The following is an 18202-nucleotide window of genomic DNA, read 5'->3' on the forward strand; positions in this document are numbered from 1 at the left end:
CGACCTCGAACAACCCGCACCCGGCCACACATCCCGCGCCGAAGCCGGGGTGTCGCGGATGCGCCGATCAGTCGGATCCGGCGGTGCCTGGTCCGAGTATGGCAGGATCGCCGCTGTGCATGTGCCATGCAGCATCGCGCCGTACGATCCGCCACCCTTGTGCGCGACGCTGCCAGACATCGCGATATTCGCCGTTGGCATCGAACACCGGGCCATTGCGATCATCGGTGCGCTGGTGCCGCGCCTGTACATAGGCGCAGCTGGTCGCGTCTTGTGCATCGACAGTAACGCTGATGGATCCGATCAGATGCTGCGTCGGGCCGCATCCATCGAGATGGCGGGCCATATTCTGGCGCAATGCCGCCATTCCGTGTTCGTCCTTGCCATACCCATAGTCGAATACGATGTCGTCGGCGAACACTTCGGCAAGCGCGTCCCAATCCTTGCGATCCAGCACTTTTGCAAACTGCGCCAGCCGGTCGCGGATTGCGCGTTCGTCGATCAGCGCGGTCATGGCCGCTTCAGTGGGGGAGGGGAGCATGGAGCTGCGTTCCTCGACCACGAACATGCGCGTCATCGCACGGTCGAAGACGTTCTCCTCATCCTGCGCAATCTGTTGTGCCACATGTTCCTGGGCGGCAACGGCAAGAAAATGCTGATACGCCGCTGCATCGTCGAACCACATTTCGGTAATCACATCGAAATCGGGCCGGGTGGCGCCAGGATAGATAAATGCTCCTTCGTCCTGAAGATAATTGCGCCGGTAATCACGAATGCCCGGCAGCAGCGACCGGATGAGCGGCGCGTGCCGATTTTCATAATAGTGCCGGAACGCCTCGGGCGTCATGCCGCTGCGGCATTTGAGCAAGGCTGTGCATTTCATCGTCATGGGCGGTCTCCTGCCGTTTGCGTCATCGGGCAACAGCATGGCCGTGACCTGCATGACGGACAAGTGGCTTGACGGTTCTTTGTGCCAGTCTCTGTCGCAGCGATCGACCCTGGACCACGGCGTGCGTCTTGGCAGGAAAGGGTGCAGCGCTTAACACCGCCTTCTTGCGCGGCTTTGCTACGCTGCGTCAGATCATAAGGAACCTTAAAATGCGCCTTGCGCTCGACCACATGACTGCTGTCGATGCGATGCCTGTGGAACTGGCGCAGGCTGCGCATGATGGCGGATGCCGCGCAATGTGCCTGTTCATGCATTCCATGGAGGTTCTGCCGCTGATGCCGCAGTTCAACCTTTATAATGACCGTGAGGAACGTCGAGAACTCGGGCGCTGTATGGATGCGCTCGGTGTCGGGCTTGACCTTGCCTATCCGTTCACTCTGGCGGGCAGGACGGATGTGGACACCTTTGGGCCGGCGCTCGACTGCGCAGCGCAGCTGGGCGCAAGGCTGGTCAATGTGCTGTGCTATGACAGGGATGCAGATCGCAGGCTCGACAGGTTCGGTCGCTTCTGTGATCTGGCAGCTGGCGCTGGCTTGTCAGTCGCGGTGGAATTCTACCCCCCCTCGCAAATCCGCTCGCTGGCGCAGGCACTGGCGCTGGTCGGCGCAATCGACCGGCCGGGCAGGGTGGGCATCAATGTCGATCTGCTGCATCTCATGCGCTCGGGCGGGTCCATTGCCGAACTGGCTGCGGCGCCCGAAGGAACCATCCTGTACGGACAATTCGCCGATGGGCCGGCGCATTGTCACGCCGATGCGCAGGAACAGGAAGCATCGTCGGAACGGCTGCTGCCGGGTGAGGGCACCTTCGACCTGCGTGGCTTTGCGGCTGCCTTGCCGCCCGATTGCCCGACCAGCGTGGAAATCCCGCGCGATCATGCCGTGCTGCTTGGCGAACCGCGCGCTGAACGCGTCCAGCGCGCGGTTGCAGGCGTGCGCAACGCGCTTGGCGAAGGTTGAGCGTGTCGCCTGGCACATGCCTCGCTTCGGCACGCGGCAAGACTTGCAGGCAGATGGAGAAGCACGGCCGCGCTGCGGCTGTTCATCGCCGGTAATGCCGGACAGGCTTGAACCACGGTGGATATGCGGCTTTACCGTTTCTGCAATTCGTGCCTGCGATGGATGTCCCGCTTGAGCAGAACCCTGCGCCGCGATGTAACCGACTGCTTTGCCGGAAGGCGGTTGAACTGCTTCGCCGGCAGGCGCGCAATGCAGAATGATCGACCGGGAGAGGGGCCAATGCCGAGGATTGCCAAAACGACCGTCGCATGAACAACGCGCCTTCCTGCCGCTTGCAGGCGGTCCGCTGCCACCAGCGAAGCAGGTCGTAAGATTCAGCAGCGCGCCACCCGGCTGAACCGCTGAAGAGGTGTCCGACTGGCAGAAATAGCCGCTGTTCAGTCGAGGTAGAAATCGACCGTGGTCACTACCCGCACTTTCTTGAACGGTGTGTCGGCAACTCCGTATCCCTGCTGTTCGCCGTCGCGCGCTTCGATGGAGAAATAGCCTTGTGTCGCATTCTTGATCCCGCCGACGCCGGTGTCGCTGTCCTTGGCGAACTGTTCGGCCGCGGCGCGTGCGTCTCGGGTCGCTTCGGCGACCATGCCGGGCTTGATGGTGTTCAGCCCGGTAAAGCTGTAAACCATGCCGGACCCTTCCTGAAGCAGGACCCCGCGCCGCACCAGATCGAATTGTTGCGCAACTGCCTGTCGGGCCTTGGCAATGTCAGTCGTGCGCAATTGCAGCCGCTGATTTATCGATATGGTTTCCACGCCATTGTCGCGCATCTGGTTTACGCCGGCGCCGGCGGCCTGCAATGCGTCAGGTTCGAAGCCAAGCCCGGCAAAGAACTGCCGGATTGCCTGCGTGTCCCGGTCAACCTCGCTCTGAACCGTCTGCAGATCATAGCCCTGCCGCGAATAGTTCAAGGTCCAGGTGGCAAGATCGGCAGTGACGTCGCGTTCTGCCAATCCGCGCACTGTCACGGACCGATCGGCGTAGCGCGCACGCAGCAACCCGTTGCCGAGCAGAAAGCCGCCAATAATCAGGCCCAGAGCCACAATGGTGGCCACAGCCAGCCAGAGGCGGTCGCGTTTCATTCCTGCTCCTGCCTCATTCATAACAGCTCACTACAGGCCTGCGTTCAACGACTGGCCGCATCAGCCACGCACGGCGGCGCTGGCATCTTCTTGGCAGCAACGCATGACCACAAGGTTAACATCATGCCCTTTGTCTATTCTACAGCATCAGCATGCCAATGCTGCAACAAAAACGGCCGCCTTTCGGCGACCGTTCTTTTGTCAGCGGAAAACCCTTCTTCAGGAGAAGGTGAGATCCGATGCAGGTGTTCCTGCGGGGAATGCTGCATCAAGCATGCTGCCCGTAGTTGCCGCCTGGGTCATCGATTCGAAAGAACCGAGTTCAACCATTTCGGGGCGTTCGTAAGTAGGCTTGTTCATATCTGCTTTCCTTGTTGTAGTAGTCATGCAGATTCTGCATGGGACGACTGGCAAAACCACATGTTGTCTACCCAGTCCCGTGTAGCTGGAACGTTGTATAAGCCACCTATCCTGTCCTGGCAATGAACACAGCTGCCAATTCTGCGTGTAAACGTCTGATTTTGCATTTTGTTTCATAGCGGGACGGTGCGGAAAATTTTCAGGAACCCTGTATCTTGCAAGCTGCGAAGGACGCGCGCAGCACCGCATTTCCGCAGCGCCTGTAGCGAACCGCACGGGTGAGCGCTCATTACTGCCGTCATTTGCCGGGCATCAATTCCACGCTGACACAGCAGGCTTTCAGCCGCCACCTGCAGGCCTCGTCCAGTCACGTCTCTTCAGTAATGAACAGCACAGCGCGAACCAGGTCGCGGCTGTCCGAGCGCCCGCCGAGGGAGCCTGCCAGCACGCCCATTGCCGCCAGAAACATGCTGAGCTTGGCATGGTCGAGCGTCGTGGTCGCCGCTCCATCTGTGGGCCACGCTTCCATCAGCGGGCGCGGAAACACCGTAAGAGTGACAGCATACATGAGCCCGCCGAAGAACACGAACATCACGAACAGGGTCAACAGCAGGCACAGAACGGTTGCTGCTGTGGTGACAATGCTGGATTGCGTGATGCGGCGGTCCCGGCTGAGCAATGCGTCAAAGGCAAAGGCGCGGTAAAGGACAAATGCCGCAGCGGCCATGCACATCAGCGAAAACAGCGCGATCTGCGGGACAGACACTGCGGCTGCGACGTCCCATGTTTCGGCGCTGAACAGCAGCACGACGATTACTGACAAGGCCGCGGCCAGCATGGTCGGCATCTTTGTCAGGAGCCGGAACGGATTGGCGCGCACCACCGCGCGCGCGATTGCACCTGCATCATGCACAAGCGTGCGCAGAACAAACCGCAGGCGATGATCGCGAGCCGACTTTTCCCGCGCCTCACGCGGCAGCACTCGGCGAACCGTCGCCAATTGCTTTGGTGTCAGTTCGATCATGCGATCGAGATCCTCGACCCCTTCCAGCCGGTACATCACATTGTGCCGGTCCGGCTCATGCGCCAGATCGACAAGATGGCCGAAGGAATGCAGCATCAGCGCTGCCAGACGCGCTGCCGTTGTTGCCTGATCGGCAGCGCCTTCGGCAACATCGCCCCAGAACGCCGGGCTCAACCGCCGTGTCGACAGGATCGCGATATTGGTCAGCTGACTGGGCAATGCCAGCGTATAGGCAAGCGAAGAGGACGACAGATCGACTTCGGTCACAATCAGCAGGAACGGCAGGCCACGATCAAGCTTTTCTGCCAGCGCGATCTCCAGAAAATCAAGCGGCGCGTAATTACCGGCACCGGGCGTCAGATGCGGCCCTGCAAAGCCGATCGTCTGCGTGCGCAGCAGGGGCTCGCTGGCAAATGTGCTGTCGAGGATGGCGACCGCATCCTGCACGACGGCGGCAAAGGAGGAGGAATCCCGCCCCTCGACTTCCATCGTCATGACGCCCACTGTATAGGCAGCGTCTGATGTGCCCGGTAGTTCAGCTATGGTGTCTCTCCCTGACGGGACGGGTCCGCCGCGTCCGACGCGCCCGGTGCTCTTTGTCTGTCGGACATGTCCTCTGCGCCGCCCAGTGCACGAAACAGGGCGACGCGGGTCGTGCGTGCCCGGGCCTTGGCGTCCGCAAGCCTTTGCCGCGCGGCGAATGCCTGTCGCCGGGCTTCTGCGACGCCGACGAAACTTTCCACGCCATTGCGATAGCGGATCGCCACCAGCATGGCAGCATCCTCGTCAAGCGCCACTTGCCTAGTCAGCTGCGCCACTTGCCGGTCAGCCGACGTTATCTGGCCAAACGCCGTCTCTGCCTCTCCCAGCCCGACGAAGACGCTGCGACGGTATCGAGCAAACGCCTCGCGAGCCTGCGCCTCGCTTGCGTCGATGCGTGCCGCTACCCGGCCAAAATCGAACAGCGGGCCTGCCAGTGTCGGCCCGACCGAGCCGGTAATTGCATCACTGCCAAACAGATCGCCTGCGGTCAGGGCAGCAAGCCCGGCCAAGGCGGAAAGCGTCAGGCGCGGAAAACGTGCTGCGGCGGCTGCCGCGATCTCCGCGTCAGCGGCACGCAGCCGCGCCTCTGCCGCCTGCACATCGGGCCGGTTGCGAAGGATGTCCATTGGCACTGCTGCATCCACCGGGCGCAAGGCGGGGTCAGGCGCTGCTGTTTGTAGCACAGGCAGCACCTGCTGTGCAGGCAGTGCAGTCAGCGTCACCAATTGGCCCAGCACTTGCGCGCGTTCGCCGCCAATTGCCTCGATCCGGGTCAGGGCATCCGCGGCCAGACTGGCGGCGCGCACCCGGTCGGTGTCCGAGGCAACGCCAACCCGCACCCGTTCGGCCGTGATATCGACCAGCGCGTTGGCCTGCTCCAGGTCACCTTCTGCCACGATCAGCTGTTCGGCAAGGGCGCGCCAGGCGATGACGCCGGTTGCGATGTCTCCTGTCAACGCCAGCCGCACCGCGCGCGCATCGGCCCCGGCGGCGCTCAGCCGCGCCTGTGCCGCACGGGCCGAGGCGCGCAGGCCGCCGAACAGATCGGTGTCGTAGCTCGCCTCGATGCCGGTCTGAAAAAGAACGTTCTCGCGATCAAGCGGAACACCGGATGGCAGCGATCCGATCTGCTGTGCGCCGATCCGCCGGCCCGTGATCGCGCCTGATGCGCGGATGTCAGGCCGCTGCCCGGCGCGCGCGGCGGCAAGCTCGGCACGCGCCAGTTCGATACGCGCCAGTGCCGCCTCCAGCGTCGGCGCACCTGCCATCGCCGCCTGGTTAAGCTTGACAAAGGCAGCATCACTCACCGGCAGCAGGGCACGCAGGTCCAGCGGTTCATCCTGCGGCACCGGGGCCAGCAGGAACGCGTCGGGCAGTGTCACCGGTGCCCGTACGGGAGCCTCGATCGTGGCACATCCGCCAAGTGCGCACGCCAGCACCGACATCAGGACCGCTGCGCCTCTCACTGCGCACCGTCGGTCTGCGGCGCGCTGCCGGCACGGCTGCCATTGCCGCGACCTGCTCCTGCAGGAACGAAAGCGTCGACCTGTTGCCCGACCCGCAGGTCGGTGCTGGGTTCCACGACGTAGAGCAATTGCAGCACGCGGACGTCCACTCGTTCAGTCGCGGCGTTGGTCAAGGAGCGTTTGGGGCTGATCTTGGGTTCAGCGCGCACGAAAGGAGCGCGAATCCGGCGCTGCGCATCGCCGCGCGGGGAAACGATGGCAGGCGCACCAATCGCCACCCGCGCGATCTGATCCTCATCGATGTCGACACGGATGTGGAGCGGGCGCGTGACGCCCAGTTCCATCAGCGGGTCGCCGCCAGTGGGAGCAGGGCCGGCGCTTGCATATTCGCCCGCGCGGGTGTTGACCGCCAGCACCTCGGCGGTGCGCGGTGCGACCACGGTCAGCCGTGCCAGAGTGACGCGCGCAGCAGCAAGTGCGGCCTCAGCCGCCGTAACCCCGGCGCGCGCAGAGGCGACCCGGGCGCGCGCCGTCGAGACATCGCCGCCGCTGGCGATCAGCTCCTGGCGGGAGAAGGCCCGGTCGTCCTCGATATCGGCGTAAAGCGCGTCCTGTCGCCTTGCGACGGCCAGCGCGGCCTCTGCCTCCATTACCTGCGCGCGGGCGGTGGCGACACGGGCCACGGCCTCGGCAATGTCGGCGCGTGCCTCCCGGTCATCGAGCGTGAACAGCGGCTGGCCCTGCGCCACCTGCGTGCCTTCCTCGACAAACACGCGGGTGACAATGCCGGCAAGGTTGGAGCCGATGGCGATGACCTCGCTCGATGGTTCCACCACGCCCACGCCGGCAACCGAAGCGACCTGCCCGGCAGGGGTGGTGGGCGGAGTGATGGCCGGCTGCGTCAAACCGTCCTCGGGTTGGCCGCCCCAGATGAACCAGGCGGACAGCGCGATCAGCACCAGGGCCAGCACCGGCAGGACCTGCCGGGCAAAGGAGAGCTTCTTCATGTCGTGGCCTTTGCGGAAATCGGCGCAGGGGCTGGTGCAGCAGCAGCGGATCGCTTGCGACCAGTTTCTGAACTGGCGCGTATGCCGCCATCATCTGTGTCATCCCGGCCAATGCCGTGGCTATCATCCGGCATCTGCGTCCCGTCATGCGTGATCCGCCCGTCTTCCATGCCGACGATCCGGTCGGCAAGGTCAAACACGCGGTTGTCGTGCGTCACGATGATGACCGCGCGGTCAGGGGCCAGCGCCACCTCGCGCAGTAGGTCCATGACCTTGCGGCCCGATCCGGCGTCGAGCGCGGCGGTCGGCTCGTCACACACCACCAGCCGCGGTTCGTGGACCAGCGCGCGCGCGATTGCGACACGCTGCTGCTGTCCGCCGGAAAGCTGGCGCGGCAGCTTGTCTGCCTGATCAGCGATGTTGAGCCGGTCGAGCACGGCGCGCCCGCGTTGCGTCGCCTTGTCCCGGCGCATCCCCGCCGCAATCAGCGGCACGCCCGCGTTTTCCGCAGAGGTGAGCGTGGGGATGAGATTGTATTGCTGAAAGATGAAGCCGATGTTCTTCAGCCGGAACTTGACGAGCTGCGTGTCAGACAGGCTGTAAAGGTCGGTGCCGAAGATGCGCACCGATCCCTCGGTCGGAAACAGGATGCCGGCCACGATGGAAATGAGCGTCGTCTTGCCAGACCCGCTTTCGCCGACCAGAAAGTTGAGCTCTCCTGCGCGCAGGTCTATGGTGATGTCGTGCAGCACCCGGACGCTGCGGTCGCCGACGGGGAAATCCTTGCTGACCCCGGCGATCTGGATGGCGGCGCTCACCTGAACACCTCGGCCGGTTCGGTTTTCAGGACCGAGCGGAGCGCGAGCCAGCCTGTAAGCATGATCATCACCAGCACGATGACCGCTGTCATGACCGGGATCTGCCAGGGAATGAAGAAGCCCTTGAACGCGCCGCCTGTTCCCGAAGTGCCGATGACGATGAACAAGGTGGCGAGGAACAGGCCGATGGCATAGCCCACCAGCCCGACCAACCCGGCCTGTGTTGCGACCATGCCCCTGATCTTGGCATTGGTGACACCGATCGCCTTCAGCGCGCCGAACTGCTTGATATTGTCGCGGATGAACAGGGAAAAGGTGAGCCCCACGATCGCCACGCCGACGACGAAGCCCAACACGACAGTGATGCCGAAATTGATGGGGATGCCGGTGTTCTCGATGATGAAGTCTACGCCGTCGCGGGCAAATTCCTGCGAGGTGCGTGCTTTCAGCCCGGTCTGCGCGGCGATCCGCGCCGCCAGCGCGTCAGGTGTCACGCCGGGTGCGGCACGCGCGATGACAAAGGTGAGCCGGTTGCGCGTGCCGGGCACATATTTCAGGGCATTGGAGTAGCGGGTGTAGAGCACCACGGTGGAGGTAAACGTCGGATTGACGTCCACCACGCCACGCACGATCGCGCGCTGATCGTTGAGTTCAAGGCGCGTACCGATGGGGTCGCTGCCCACGCCGAACAGCCGCTCGGAGCCGACGCCATCGACGAACACCGCATCAGGTTCGGCCAGCGCATCGGCGGTGCCGTAAAGCATCGTGCGCGGCAGTCCGATCAAGGTTGCATCATCGACGCCGACCACGCTGACCCCTTCAAGGTCGCCGCCGGCGGTCTTGACGACGGCATTGGCGCGGATGAGCGGCACCGCCCAGGCCACGCCCGGCACCCCGCGCACCCGGTCAAGCGCGGTATCGGGCATGGGGGAGGCAAGGTCCGGCGTCCGGCTGACCGGGTCCATCACCCAGACGTTGGCGGTCGATACCGCTTCCACCGCCGCGCCGCCGCGCAGCAGCAGATTGACGAAGATCGTCAGCTGCTGCGTGATCAGCAATGTGGAAAAACCGATGCCGAACAACAGGCCGATGAACTTCACCCGGTCGCCGGTCAGCATCTTGATCGCGATCCAGCCCATGTCAGACGCAGCTCCTGTCCGGCAATTCCGACAAAAGTTGCGAACTGAGGAAGCAATTGCTCAGCGGCCGGGCATGCAAAATGCCCGTAGCGCTCGACGTCATGACTTGAGGCGTGCGCTTCTCCAGCTGCAACATCACGGCCTCCGCCTTATTCAAAAGGCTGTCCTATCGGTTCGCCGGCGATGAAAACCTGCCGTCGCCTGACGGACCGCACTTCCACCTGTCCCTGGTAAGCCACTGCGTCCTCCCTGGCACCGGGGGTCATTGCCTCCTGCGCCAATCTGGTGATGAGGCCGCCGCCTTCTGCCACCCACCCGTCGTCTGCATCGCGGACCAATACGTCTGTCTGCACGTTCATGCCATCGGACGTGAGCGACCGCAGCACGGCGATGTCCTGTGCAAGGATTGCAAGCGTGCACGGACCATCGGTACACGTCCAGCCATTCCGGATGTGCTGCAAGAGGGCAGGGGGCACGTTCGCGCCTGCGGGCAGAACGGTCATCATTCGCATGTGTGCCGCTTGCGGAGGCGGGACGACGGTGGCGGGGCTCAATGCGTATCGGGCCGCCGCACGTTCGTCAGGCGTGCCCTGTCTTGCTGTTCGCGCAAGCGCCTGCCGGCCCGCCGGACCGAAATCATCGGCCAGCGCGCGCCAGTCGAAATCGGCGACGCTGACGGTTCCTGCCTGCAATCGCGCCATCTGCGACCGGGTGGAGATCGCGCCGAAGTCCACTATGGGAACAGCAAGCAGAAGCGCCAGCACTGCCACTGCTACGGCAAGGCGCACATTGGCGAGGAACAGCGCATCCTCGTCCAGCCGGCGGGCACGCAGCACGCTCCACAGATAGGCCGCACCCCATGCAAGCACCACCATGATCGTGATCGCACCCCACAGCCGCACCGGAGTGAGACCCAGCGCGTCAACTCTCACCCACAGCCCCGCGGCGCCGATCATCGCCAGCGGCAGGATCGCGAGCGCCAGCACGAGTGCGGCAGCGCGCAGCGCACGCGCGCCCCAGCCAAAGCTGCGTTCGCTGCCGATCACCGCATTCATGAGCCAGATGCCCAGCAGCGCACAGGCCAGAAGAATTGCCGTCGATGATCCGGTCGAAGTCCAGAAACGCGCCAGCCCGCCAAATGGCAGTGCGACAAGAAAGACGCCGATCGCCACCGCCAGGATCGGTGCCAGCACCGCCAGCACGGCAAATTTGACGGTGAGCAAGGTGGCAAGCAAATTGGCCCGATCGCGCAGCCGTGCCGCCACCGCGCCAAATGCGCCTCCTGCCAGAGCATAGCCAAACCAATCGGTTTCCCACAGTTCGCCAATGACGCCGATCCCCACCAGCTGGAGGAACTGGTCAATCAATACCGCCAGCAGCAGCACGATACCCACAAACAGCACGCCAACCGCGCCGATGACGAAATCGGCCCAGACATGCGCATGCACCCGTCGAGGCGGCAGGCGCAACGCGCCTTCGTCCCTGATCGTCTGGAACAGCGGGAGGATTACCAGCGCGGCCACCACCGCCGATACAGGAGTCCAGCCGTAAGCGAGGTCACTGTCGACCAGATAGGCGGAGTTCCAGGTAACGAGTGCAAGCACGGCCCCGATTGCCAGCGACGCAGCCACCGCCCAGGTCCAGCGCAGCCGCTCCAGAGACAGCGCAAGCGCGATAAAGGCGGCCACGACAAAGGTGCCGAGCACCGTATCCGACAACGCTTCTGGCCCGCTGTCCTGAGTTATCAGGCCGAAGAGCGCTCCTGCCAGTATACCGATGAAAGTCAGCAGCCATGCCCGCATGGGCCACTCACCACGTCCCTGATCCATCGCGGCGCCTTCTTCCTGTGCCGAACTGCCAACGCAAAGCCGCAGCGTGACCGCCTTGCACGCTGGTGCGGCAATCGTCCATCATCATCGTTCAGGAATGCCCATCCATCGGCGCTGGTGCTCGAGCACATGTGCGAAGCCCTGCGTGCGAACCCTCAAGCGCGCCGGGACGACGAGAGCGCGGCCGGGGAGGCGAGAGACGCTGCACGTCAAGCTCGCGAGCGGGAAAGCCACGAGAGATCGCAGTGGTTGCCCGATCAGCTCTCCAGAAACACCCGCTGCTTTTTCATGAAAAGGCCTTGTGCAGTGTGACCCATGCAGCCTGACGGATGCTGATCGAAGCTCGAGTGCGATCAGGCGTTGCCGGGTTACCTGCCGTGACGAAGTTCGCCAGCGCAGGTGCCGCCGCCGGCATCATCATGCAGCGGCAGCCATTCAGGATGGCTGGCAGGAGATCATGACTTTGGCCGAACCGTCGCGAGCGCGGGCAGCAGCCAGAGCATCGTGGAACTGGGCCAGGGCAAATCGATGGCTGATGAAGGCGTCCTCGTCAAAGCCGGGTTCCGCGATTGCTGTCAGGGCGTCTGCAAACTCATCGGGATAGCCCATGGCGGTCGTGATCGTCAGCTCCTTGCCAAGGACCATCTTCCACTCGATGGCGATGGGTGCATGGTGGACCGCCACCAGCACTACCCGGGCGTGGAACGGCGCCACGCCAACGATCTGCGGCAGCACTCCGGGCGAGGTCGAAACATCGAAGAAAACACCGGTGTTGACCACAGGCCACCCGAACAGGTCGCCGCGGCCGTGCGCGTCGCCTAGTGCGCTGGCGACATCCGCCTCGGCGGCGTTTACTGTCGCTGTTGCACCCAGGCTGGATGCACGCTGAAGACGAGTGGGGGACAGGTCGATGGCGACGATGTCCTTTACGCCGGATGCCTTGAGAAAATGGATGATGCCAAGGCCGATCGGCCCTGCACCGAACACGGCAATCCGCTCGTCAGGAAGAGGGCCGGCCCTGCGCACCGCATGCAACGCCACCGCGAGCGGTTCGGCCAGTGCGGCTGCCTCGAAGGATACATGATCAGGGATGAGGTGGATGCTTCCGCCCAGCGTGGCGTTGGTCACGACGACATAGGGAGCAAAGGCGCCGGCAGGTGCGCCGCTGCCGATCATGTTGCCGTCGCCCATCGGATTGACGACAACGCGCTGGCCCGGCCGAAGCCCGCTTACCGCATTGCCGACTGCCGCAATCGTGCCGGACAGCTCGTGACCAAGACCGAACGGTTCCGTGCAGGGTGCAGAAACACCGCCGACCTTGATGTAGCCAAGGTCGGAACCGCACAAGCCGCAGTTCGCCACCTCGATCAGGACATCGCCGGATCCCAGTTGCGGAACTGGTACAGGATCGAGTGAAACCATACCCGGACCGGAAACCCGGACCATGTCCATGATGCTTTGCGGAGACAATTGCTGCACCATTCGTTTTCCTCTCAATGACTGCAGTAACGAAGGATAGCCGCCACATCGATGCCGTCAACTCGGATCAGGGTGGCGCGGTTGAACCGCAGAGCGCGCAGTCGTCGCACCGGAGCGGCTCGGGCAGGACTGGTGGACGAGCGACGTCCTTGCCAAACGTTCTTGCAGCTTATTCAGAACCAATGCGCTGGTCTTCATGCATGGCAAACGGGCCGGGACCAGTGCCTATCATCGTCGGCGGACCACCTGAAGCATCGCCGGTTGTCAGCAGTCTGTTTACCCGAAAAAGGCAAGCTGAAGCCCTCGGGGTAATCGAGCAGCCTGATGAACTAACCCGGTCCATTCACTTGCGGGGCTAATCCGGCGGGGCGGCCAAGCTGTCCGGTGACGCAAAGCCGCCTCGCTGGTTCAAGCTCCCTTTCCTGCCGACGACCCTGCTTCAGGTATTCTGCCTCTCGGGGTCGCAAGCCATGTGGTTTGCTGCGCGATAGGCAAACACCATGCCTGATCCGATCGGGTTGCCGCCAGCGGGATAGGCAGTGCCGCTGACGGCGGCCATCGAATTGCCCGCCGCGTAAAGGCCGGCAATGGGGCTGCCGCTGGAGTCCAGCACGCGTGCGTCGCGGTCGGTGCGCAGGCCGCCTTTGGTACCCAGATCCGAAAGGCCGAACGCCATTGCGTGAAACGGCGCGCGATCGATGCGGTCCATCGGCAGGCGTCCTTCCGTAAACACGCGATCATAAGGTTCTGCACCGCGCCCGAAATCATCATCGATCCCGCAGGCGACCTGTTCGTTCACCCGGTCCGCCGTCGCCACCAGAGCCACGGCCGGCACGCCGATTGCGGCGGCAAGCAGCGGCAATGTTGCGCCACTGCGCAGGAGCCCTGCCGCGCGATAATCGTCAAGCTCACCAATTGGCTGGTTCGGAAACTGGATCGGGGGCGCGCCATCGTCACGGTTGTCATAGACCAGCCAGAAAGGCAGGCGCAGCAGATCCTGTTCCATGCGCGCGATGATCTCTCTGCCACTGCGATCGTATGGCATGGATTCGTTCATGAAACGCTGCCCATCCTGATCGACGAACACGCCGCCATCGAAGCCCAGCGTAAAGGTGGAGCGCCCGTCCGGCCGCATCAGCCCGGGTGACCACCACGCCTGATCCATCAGGTCGACCGCGCCGCCTGCGGCCATTCCCGCCTTGATTGCGGCACCATCATTGCTTGGCGGCGACATTGCGCCGCTTACCGTCCCCGGCACGCCGAAACGCTCGCGCATCGCTGCATCATGGTCGAAACCGCCGGCGGCGATCAGCACACCTTTGCCGGCCTTGACCCGCTTGTGTCCGGCCGGGCAGCGGATCACGGCGCCAAGCACTTTGCCGTCCTCCTCGACAAGCTGAGTGAGCGCGGCGTTCAACTGCAAATCGACATGCGATCGCTTGGACAGAGCGAGGAGAAAACGCCCGACGAGCGCTTGCCCTGCCACCAGCTCGTCGGCAAGCGGCATGCCGCTTCGCTCTTCGCCCAGAGTCGGACGCAACGCATTGCGCAGCGCACCCAGGCTGGCTGCAGGCAAAGGCGCCGGTGCGATATGCCGGCCGGTCGCACTCGCGGTCGGGAGCGCACCAAAGTAATCGGGCCAGGGGTGGACGATAAACGCCAGGTCCGGATCCTCCTCCAGAAATTCGATCAGTTCGGCACCTGTGTCGAGGTAGGCGTCCTGAAGATCGCGCGGGGTGCGGTTGCCCACGACTTCATGGTAATACGCCCGCGCCGAAGCAAAATCATGATCCCCGCCGCCCCGGCGCAACACCGCATTGCCGGGAAACCACATACCGCCGCCCGAATATGCGCTGGTGCCGCCGAAGCGATCGCTGCTCTCGATCAGAATGGTCGACAGACCGGCGCGGGCTGCAGCATAAGCGCCGGTCAAACCGCCGGCGCCGGAGCCGACGACAAGCACATCGCAGCTTTCATCCCAGTTCATCGCGCGCTCGTCTCCACTTTGCTGATGCGCCAGAGGCGCGTTTGCCGGGGCTTCATAGCGAGCGGGAACTGAGCCATTGTTCTCACTCCACTGCTTGCCATGGTTTGTGCCATCATTTGTAATTGACCGGAGCGACCAGCATTCACCTGCACACGCGTCTTGTCCAGACCGCCCGCGGCTCCCGTCCCGATGTTCAGCGGGGACGGGCAGGACGCGATGGGAATGGCATGGCCGCAAGACACCGCCCCTGCAGCCAATTGCGCCCCAGGCGGCAGCCTACCAAGGCTATGGGCAAGCAGAACGGCGCGTTGTGATGAACAGGGCCGCAGGCGTTTTCAAAGACACCGCCTGTTCAGCCGCTGACAAGCGACGGTAGCGCCGCTGTAGCAATCAATGGTGCGGTGGCCGATGCTGTAATTTCAAGCCAGGCGCCCGAGAAATAATCCACGGCTTCTTTTGGCGCATGCGATACACACCGCCTGATCAGACAAGGTGCTGGATCATGACGCGCGCGTGGTCCATGCTGTGCAGGCGGCGAGCGCCTGCCGCTTCCGGTTGGCGTACGTTCGGTAAGGGCGCAGTCAGTCAGGGCAGGAAAGCAGCAGCCACTGCTCCCGGCTGGATGGATCGGACAGTCTTCCCGATCGATGCCATGGGTATTGGTGTGACATGAAAGGATGAGGTGATCGTGAAAGCAAAATACGGGCCGATTGCGCAAATCGGCATGGTCACGGATGATCTGGATGCAAGCATTGCGCGCTGGATCGACACCATGGGCGTCGGGCCATGGACAGTGTTTCGCAACGTCACTCTGACCGGACAGTTTCGCGGGCGCGACACGTTGATCAGGATGGACGTTGGCCTTGCCTATCAAGGCGACACGCAGATCGAACTTATCCATGTCACCAATGGCGCTGCAAGCCCCTATCTTGCGCCTGACGGAACAGCGCTTCTGGGGATGCACCATGTGGCGTGGCTTACCGATGATCTCGATGCGCTGCTTGTGAACGCCTTGGCGGACGGACTTCAAATTGCCTTTCGTGCCGAAAGCCCGGGCACCCGTGTTGCCTATCTGGAGATGCCCGGCGAAACCGGCGTCTTTTTCGAATTCATCGAAAGTGCGCAAACGCGCCAGCTGATCGCAGATGGCATTGCCGCGACGAAGAACTGGAACGGCAGTGACCCGGTGCAGATCATTGACTTCGACAGATTGTGAGATGGCCGATGGATTGACAGGCCGTCCAGGGTGAGGACCCAATGATGGGAGAGGCGCGATCCGACTCAAGCTTCGTGAGGAGACTGTGCGTGAGTGCCTGTACTGCCTGACGGACGAACAGGTGGAGCGTCTGCGATTCTGTTTGTCCGTAAGCCGCGGATTGACGACAGGCGGGTGCTGAGCGGCATTGTGTTCGTCAATCAGATGGACACGAGAGATGAAGGACAGGTTCAACCCCGGAGCAGATCCTCGGCATGCTGAAGGAAGCCGCGGCTGACACAGGCACTGCGGATCTGGTCCTGCAGCACGGGGTGTCCGAAGCGATCACCTGCAACTGGACATTGAATCATGACAGGCTGAAGGCTTCGGGGTGAGGTGGCTGAAGTCATCTTCCGGAAGGTGCAAACATCTGCCGGCACGCCATCCGAACGGCTATCCCTTCAGGTGCTGTCAAATGGTCACCTGCCTTCTGCTCCCAACCGCTTCGCCTGGTCAGCAGGTGTTCTTCATGTGACACTGGCATCACGTCCGCATAGCGGGTGCTGACCTTGCGCGTGCAGAACGAAGGCGTCCAATCCAATGCTTCAAATTCTGCCTGAGGAGTGATGCGCTGCCTCAGGCCTCTCGCCGCCCCTCATCCGGCACGAGGCTCACCTGTGCCAGACGCCAGGGGCGCGCTGCCGGGCTGAAGCGGGCGACCTGCGCTTCGCCAACGGCATCCACGCCCACGACCTCTGCCAGCATGTAGCGCCCGGTTTCACGCATTCGCACGCTGCTATGCGGGTAAGCAGCACGAAGCTTGGCTGCGACTTCCTGCGCCTCTTCGTCCACGCGATCGGACGCGAGCATGCGCGGCATGCCGTCCGCCAGTTCACCGGTTGATTTGCGGATCGCATTCACCCCGTCCTTCAGAATGGATAGCGAGATGAACAGCGCCGCCACTGCATCTGCCCACCACCAACCCATGCCGATGCCCAGCACGCCGAAAATAGCAGCAAGCGCGGTCTGCCAGTCGGCTTTCTGCGCCTGTGCGTCGGTGAACAGCACTCTGTCTTCGATGCTGACCGCCACCGGCTTTTTAAGACGCCCCAGGATGACCGGCGGGACAGCAGAATAGATCAGCGCTGCTATCATCAGCCATCCCAGCCAGAAGGTCTGACCAAAAAGCTGGATTGCGCCGATCGTTGCGTGCTCCTTCATCAAGAGCGTCGTGATCGCATCGAACGCCGTGAACGCGCCGATCGACAAAAGAGCGGTAGCGGCGATCAGAAAAGCGATGCTGTTGAACCGCTTGAAGCCATACGGGTATTTGGGCGTTGCCGGCTTCGTCTCCAGATGCGCGGCAACCAGGAAAACAAGCGCGGGCACCAGGCTCAGCACGTCTTCGATGAAGGCCGTCTTCATCGCCTGGCTCTGGCCCATCACGAGGTACATCAGAATGGCGATGTGGCCGATCCAGAACAGGGTCCACAGGCACAGGCGGCGGCCCTTGCGCAATCCCTTGCGCACTTCCTCGGGTACTTTGCCGCTGGCAATCACTGAAGCACCAGCGTGTCGGTTGCGGTCACCAGCCTGTTTTCACCGGGTTTGCGTGCAAGGCGCAACGCAGGCTCCTGCGCATCGGACGGTTCAGCGCTGGCGATCGCCGCGGACAGGCTGACTTCGTTTCCAAGTGGCGATGATCTGGCCCATTCGCCGACCACAAGATCAACCTCGCCTGCTTCCAGCTGCTGGAGGAGCGCGCTCGCAGAACCGGTGCGCCATGCTACTTTTGCCTGCCATTGTCGCGCCGCTTGCCGGGTCAGCGCCTTTGCCGCAGCGGGATCTGCGGTTCCGGCAACCAGCCCTGCATGCAAAGTGCCTGTCCTCTCGATCCGCTCGACCGTACCCGCTGTATCGCGCGGGTAAGGTCCACAGGCCGCAAGCAACAAAAGAGCCACCAGGAACATACACGCGCGCATGCTCTTCGAACGGCCGTATCGGCAGAACGGTTCCTTCTGCTCTCCTTCAAGGAGATGCCGCACCGGAACGTCCGCTAATGGCCTTCAGCGGTCAGAGCCGGTCGTTTGCCGCCAGCGGCCGATTGTAAACGGCGCGCCACGTGTGACCTCGCCGGATCAGTTGCACGACAGCATGCATGCCCCGGGTGCCTTGGGCTGCGGCAGGACGCCTGCACCGCAGCCCGACACCCGGCCAAGTCGTCAGGCGAAAGCTGATGACTGGGCGTTTGTTTGCGCAAATATGTCTATAATCGACTGAAGATCCACATCGTCGAACGAGGTCAGTT

General features: G+C 63.0%; 16 protein-coding genes and 1 pseudogene. 4 read left to right on the top strand and 13 right to left on the bottom strand.

Translation table 11 applies throughout. The features are described from left to right. Nucleotides 1-67 precede the first annotated feature (67 nt). Complete coding sequence (locus RM533_RS12900; protein WP_311341639.1) at nt 68-889, bottom strand: EthD family reductase; 822 nt, start codon at nt 887-889, stop codon at nt 68-70. Nucleotides 890-1098: 209 nt separating this feature from the next. Between RM533_RS12900 and RM533_RS12905 the strand changes: the two genes are divergently transcribed. Then, on the top strand, nt 1099-1908 hold the full coding sequence (locus RM533_RS12905; protein WP_311341640.1) for a sugar phosphate isomerase/epimerase family protein: 810 nt from the start codon (nt 1099-1101) through the stop codon (nt 1906-1908). Nucleotides 1909-2345: 437 nt separating this feature from the next. On the opposite strand, the gene RM533_RS12910 is transcribed toward RM533_RS12905, so the two are convergent. The 10 genes from RM533_RS12910 to RM533_RS12955 form a co-directional block, all read right to left on the bottom strand. Continuing rightward, nucleotides 2346-3047 carry an SIMPL domain-containing protein gene (locus RM533_RS12910; RefSeq protein WP_311341641.1) on the bottom strand — a complete coding sequence of 234 codons (702 nt, stop codon included), beginning with the start codon at nt 3045-3047 and terminating at the stop codon, nt 2346-2348. Nucleotides 3048-3266: 219 nt separating this feature from the next. Beyond that, nucleotides 3267-3407, bottom strand: coding sequence for a putative RiPP precursor (locus tag RM533_RS12915; RefSeq protein ID WP_311341642.1), 141 nt, complete (start codon nt 3405-3407; stop codon nt 3267-3269). A gap of 367 nt (nt 3408-3774) precedes the next feature. Next, nucleotides 3775-4926, bottom strand: coding sequence for a hypothetical protein (locus RM533_RS12920; RefSeq protein ID WP_311341643.1), 1152 nt, complete (start codon nt 4924-4926; stop codon nt 3775-3777). A gap of 44 nt (nt 4927-4970) precedes the next feature. Then, nucleotides 4971-6419: an efflux transporter outer membrane subunit gene (locus RM533_RS12925; RefSeq protein ID WP_311341644.1), complete on the bottom strand. Its 1449-nt coding sequence runs from the start codon at nt 6417-6419 to the stop codon at nt 4971-4973. 17 nt (nt 6420-6436) lie between these two features. Continuing rightward, nucleotides 6437-7447, bottom strand: a complete 1011-nt coding sequence (locus RM533_RS12930; RefSeq protein ID WP_311341645.1) for an HlyD family secretion protein — start codon at nt 7445-7447, stop codon at nt 6437-6439. Next, complete coding sequence (locus RM533_RS12935; RefSeq protein WP_311341646.1) at nt 7444-8265, bottom strand: ABC transporter ATP-binding protein; 822 nt, start codon at nt 8263-8265, stop codon at nt 7444-7446. Before RM533_RS12935 ends, RM533_RS12930 begins: the two co-directional genes overlap by 4 nt. Next, nucleotides 8262-9404, bottom strand: coding sequence for an ABC transporter permease (locus RM533_RS12940; protein WP_311341647.1), 1143 nt, complete (start codon nt 9402-9404; stop codon nt 8262-8264). Before RM533_RS12940 ends, RM533_RS12935 begins: the two co-directional genes overlap by 4 nt. A 149-nt stretch (nt 9405-9553) precedes the next feature. Then, nucleotides 9554-11233 (bottom strand): hypothetical protein, encoded by a 1680-nt coding sequence (locus tag RM533_RS12945; protein ID WP_311341648.1) that lies wholly within the window; start codon nt 11231-11233, stop codon nt 9554-9556. Between the two features lie 435 nt (nt 11234-11668). Then, nucleotides 11669-12715: a zinc-dependent alcohol dehydrogenase gene (locus RM533_RS12950; RefSeq protein WP_311341649.1), complete on the bottom strand. Its 1047-nt coding sequence runs from the start codon at nt 12713-12715 to the stop codon at nt 11669-11671. 436 nt (nt 12716-13151) lie between these two features. Next, nucleotides 13152-14699, bottom strand: coding sequence for an FAD-binding protein (locus tag RM533_RS12955; protein ID WP_311341650.1), 1548 nt, complete (start codon nt 14697-14699; stop codon nt 13152-13154). A gap of 502 nt (nt 14700-15201) precedes the next feature. Between RM533_RS12955 and RM533_RS12960 the strand changes: the two genes are divergently transcribed. The 3 genes and pseudogenes from RM533_RS12960 to RM533_RS12970 form a co-directional block, all read left to right on the top strand. Next, nucleotides 15202-15372 carry a hypothetical protein gene (locus RM533_RS12960; RefSeq protein WP_311341651.1) on the top strand — a complete coding sequence of 57 codons (171 nt, stop codon included), beginning with the start codon at nt 15202-15204 and terminating at the stop codon, nt 15370-15372. A gap of 15 nt (nt 15373-15387) precedes the next feature. Beyond that, the gene (locus tag RM533_RS12965; protein WP_311341652.1) at nt 15388-15915 is read left to right on the top strand and encodes a VOC family protein; all 528 of its coding nucleotides are present in this window, start codon (nt 15388-15390) and stop codon (nt 15913-15915) included. Nucleotides 15916-16012: 97 nt separating this feature from the next. Beyond that, nucleotides 16013-16131 (top strand): annotated as a pseudogene (locus RM533_RS12970) (IS5 family transposase); the annotation flags it as partial. A 399-nt stretch (nt 16132-16530) separates the two neighbouring features. On the opposite strand, the gene RM533_RS12975 reads toward RM533_RS12970, so the two are convergent. Next, nucleotides 16531-17454, bottom strand: a complete 924-nt coding sequence (locus tag RM533_RS12975) for a cation diffusion facilitator family transporter (protein WP_311341653.1) — start codon at nt 17452-17454, stop codon at nt 16531-16533. Continuing rightward, nucleotides 17451-17855 carry a hypothetical protein gene (locus RM533_RS12980; RefSeq protein ID WP_311341654.1) on the bottom strand — a complete coding sequence of 135 codons (405 nt, stop codon included), beginning with the start codon at nt 17853-17855 and terminating at the stop codon, nt 17451-17453. The genes RM533_RS12975 and RM533_RS12980 overlap by 4 nt, the downstream gene beginning before the upstream one ends. Between the last annotated feature and the right edge of the window lie 347 nt (nt 17856-18202).

Origin of the sequence: Croceicoccus esteveae, from assembly GCF_031846435.1 — a bacterium.
GTDB lineage: Bacteria > Pseudomonadota > Alphaproteobacteria > Sphingomonadales > Sphingomonadaceae > Croceicoccus > Croceicoccus esteveae.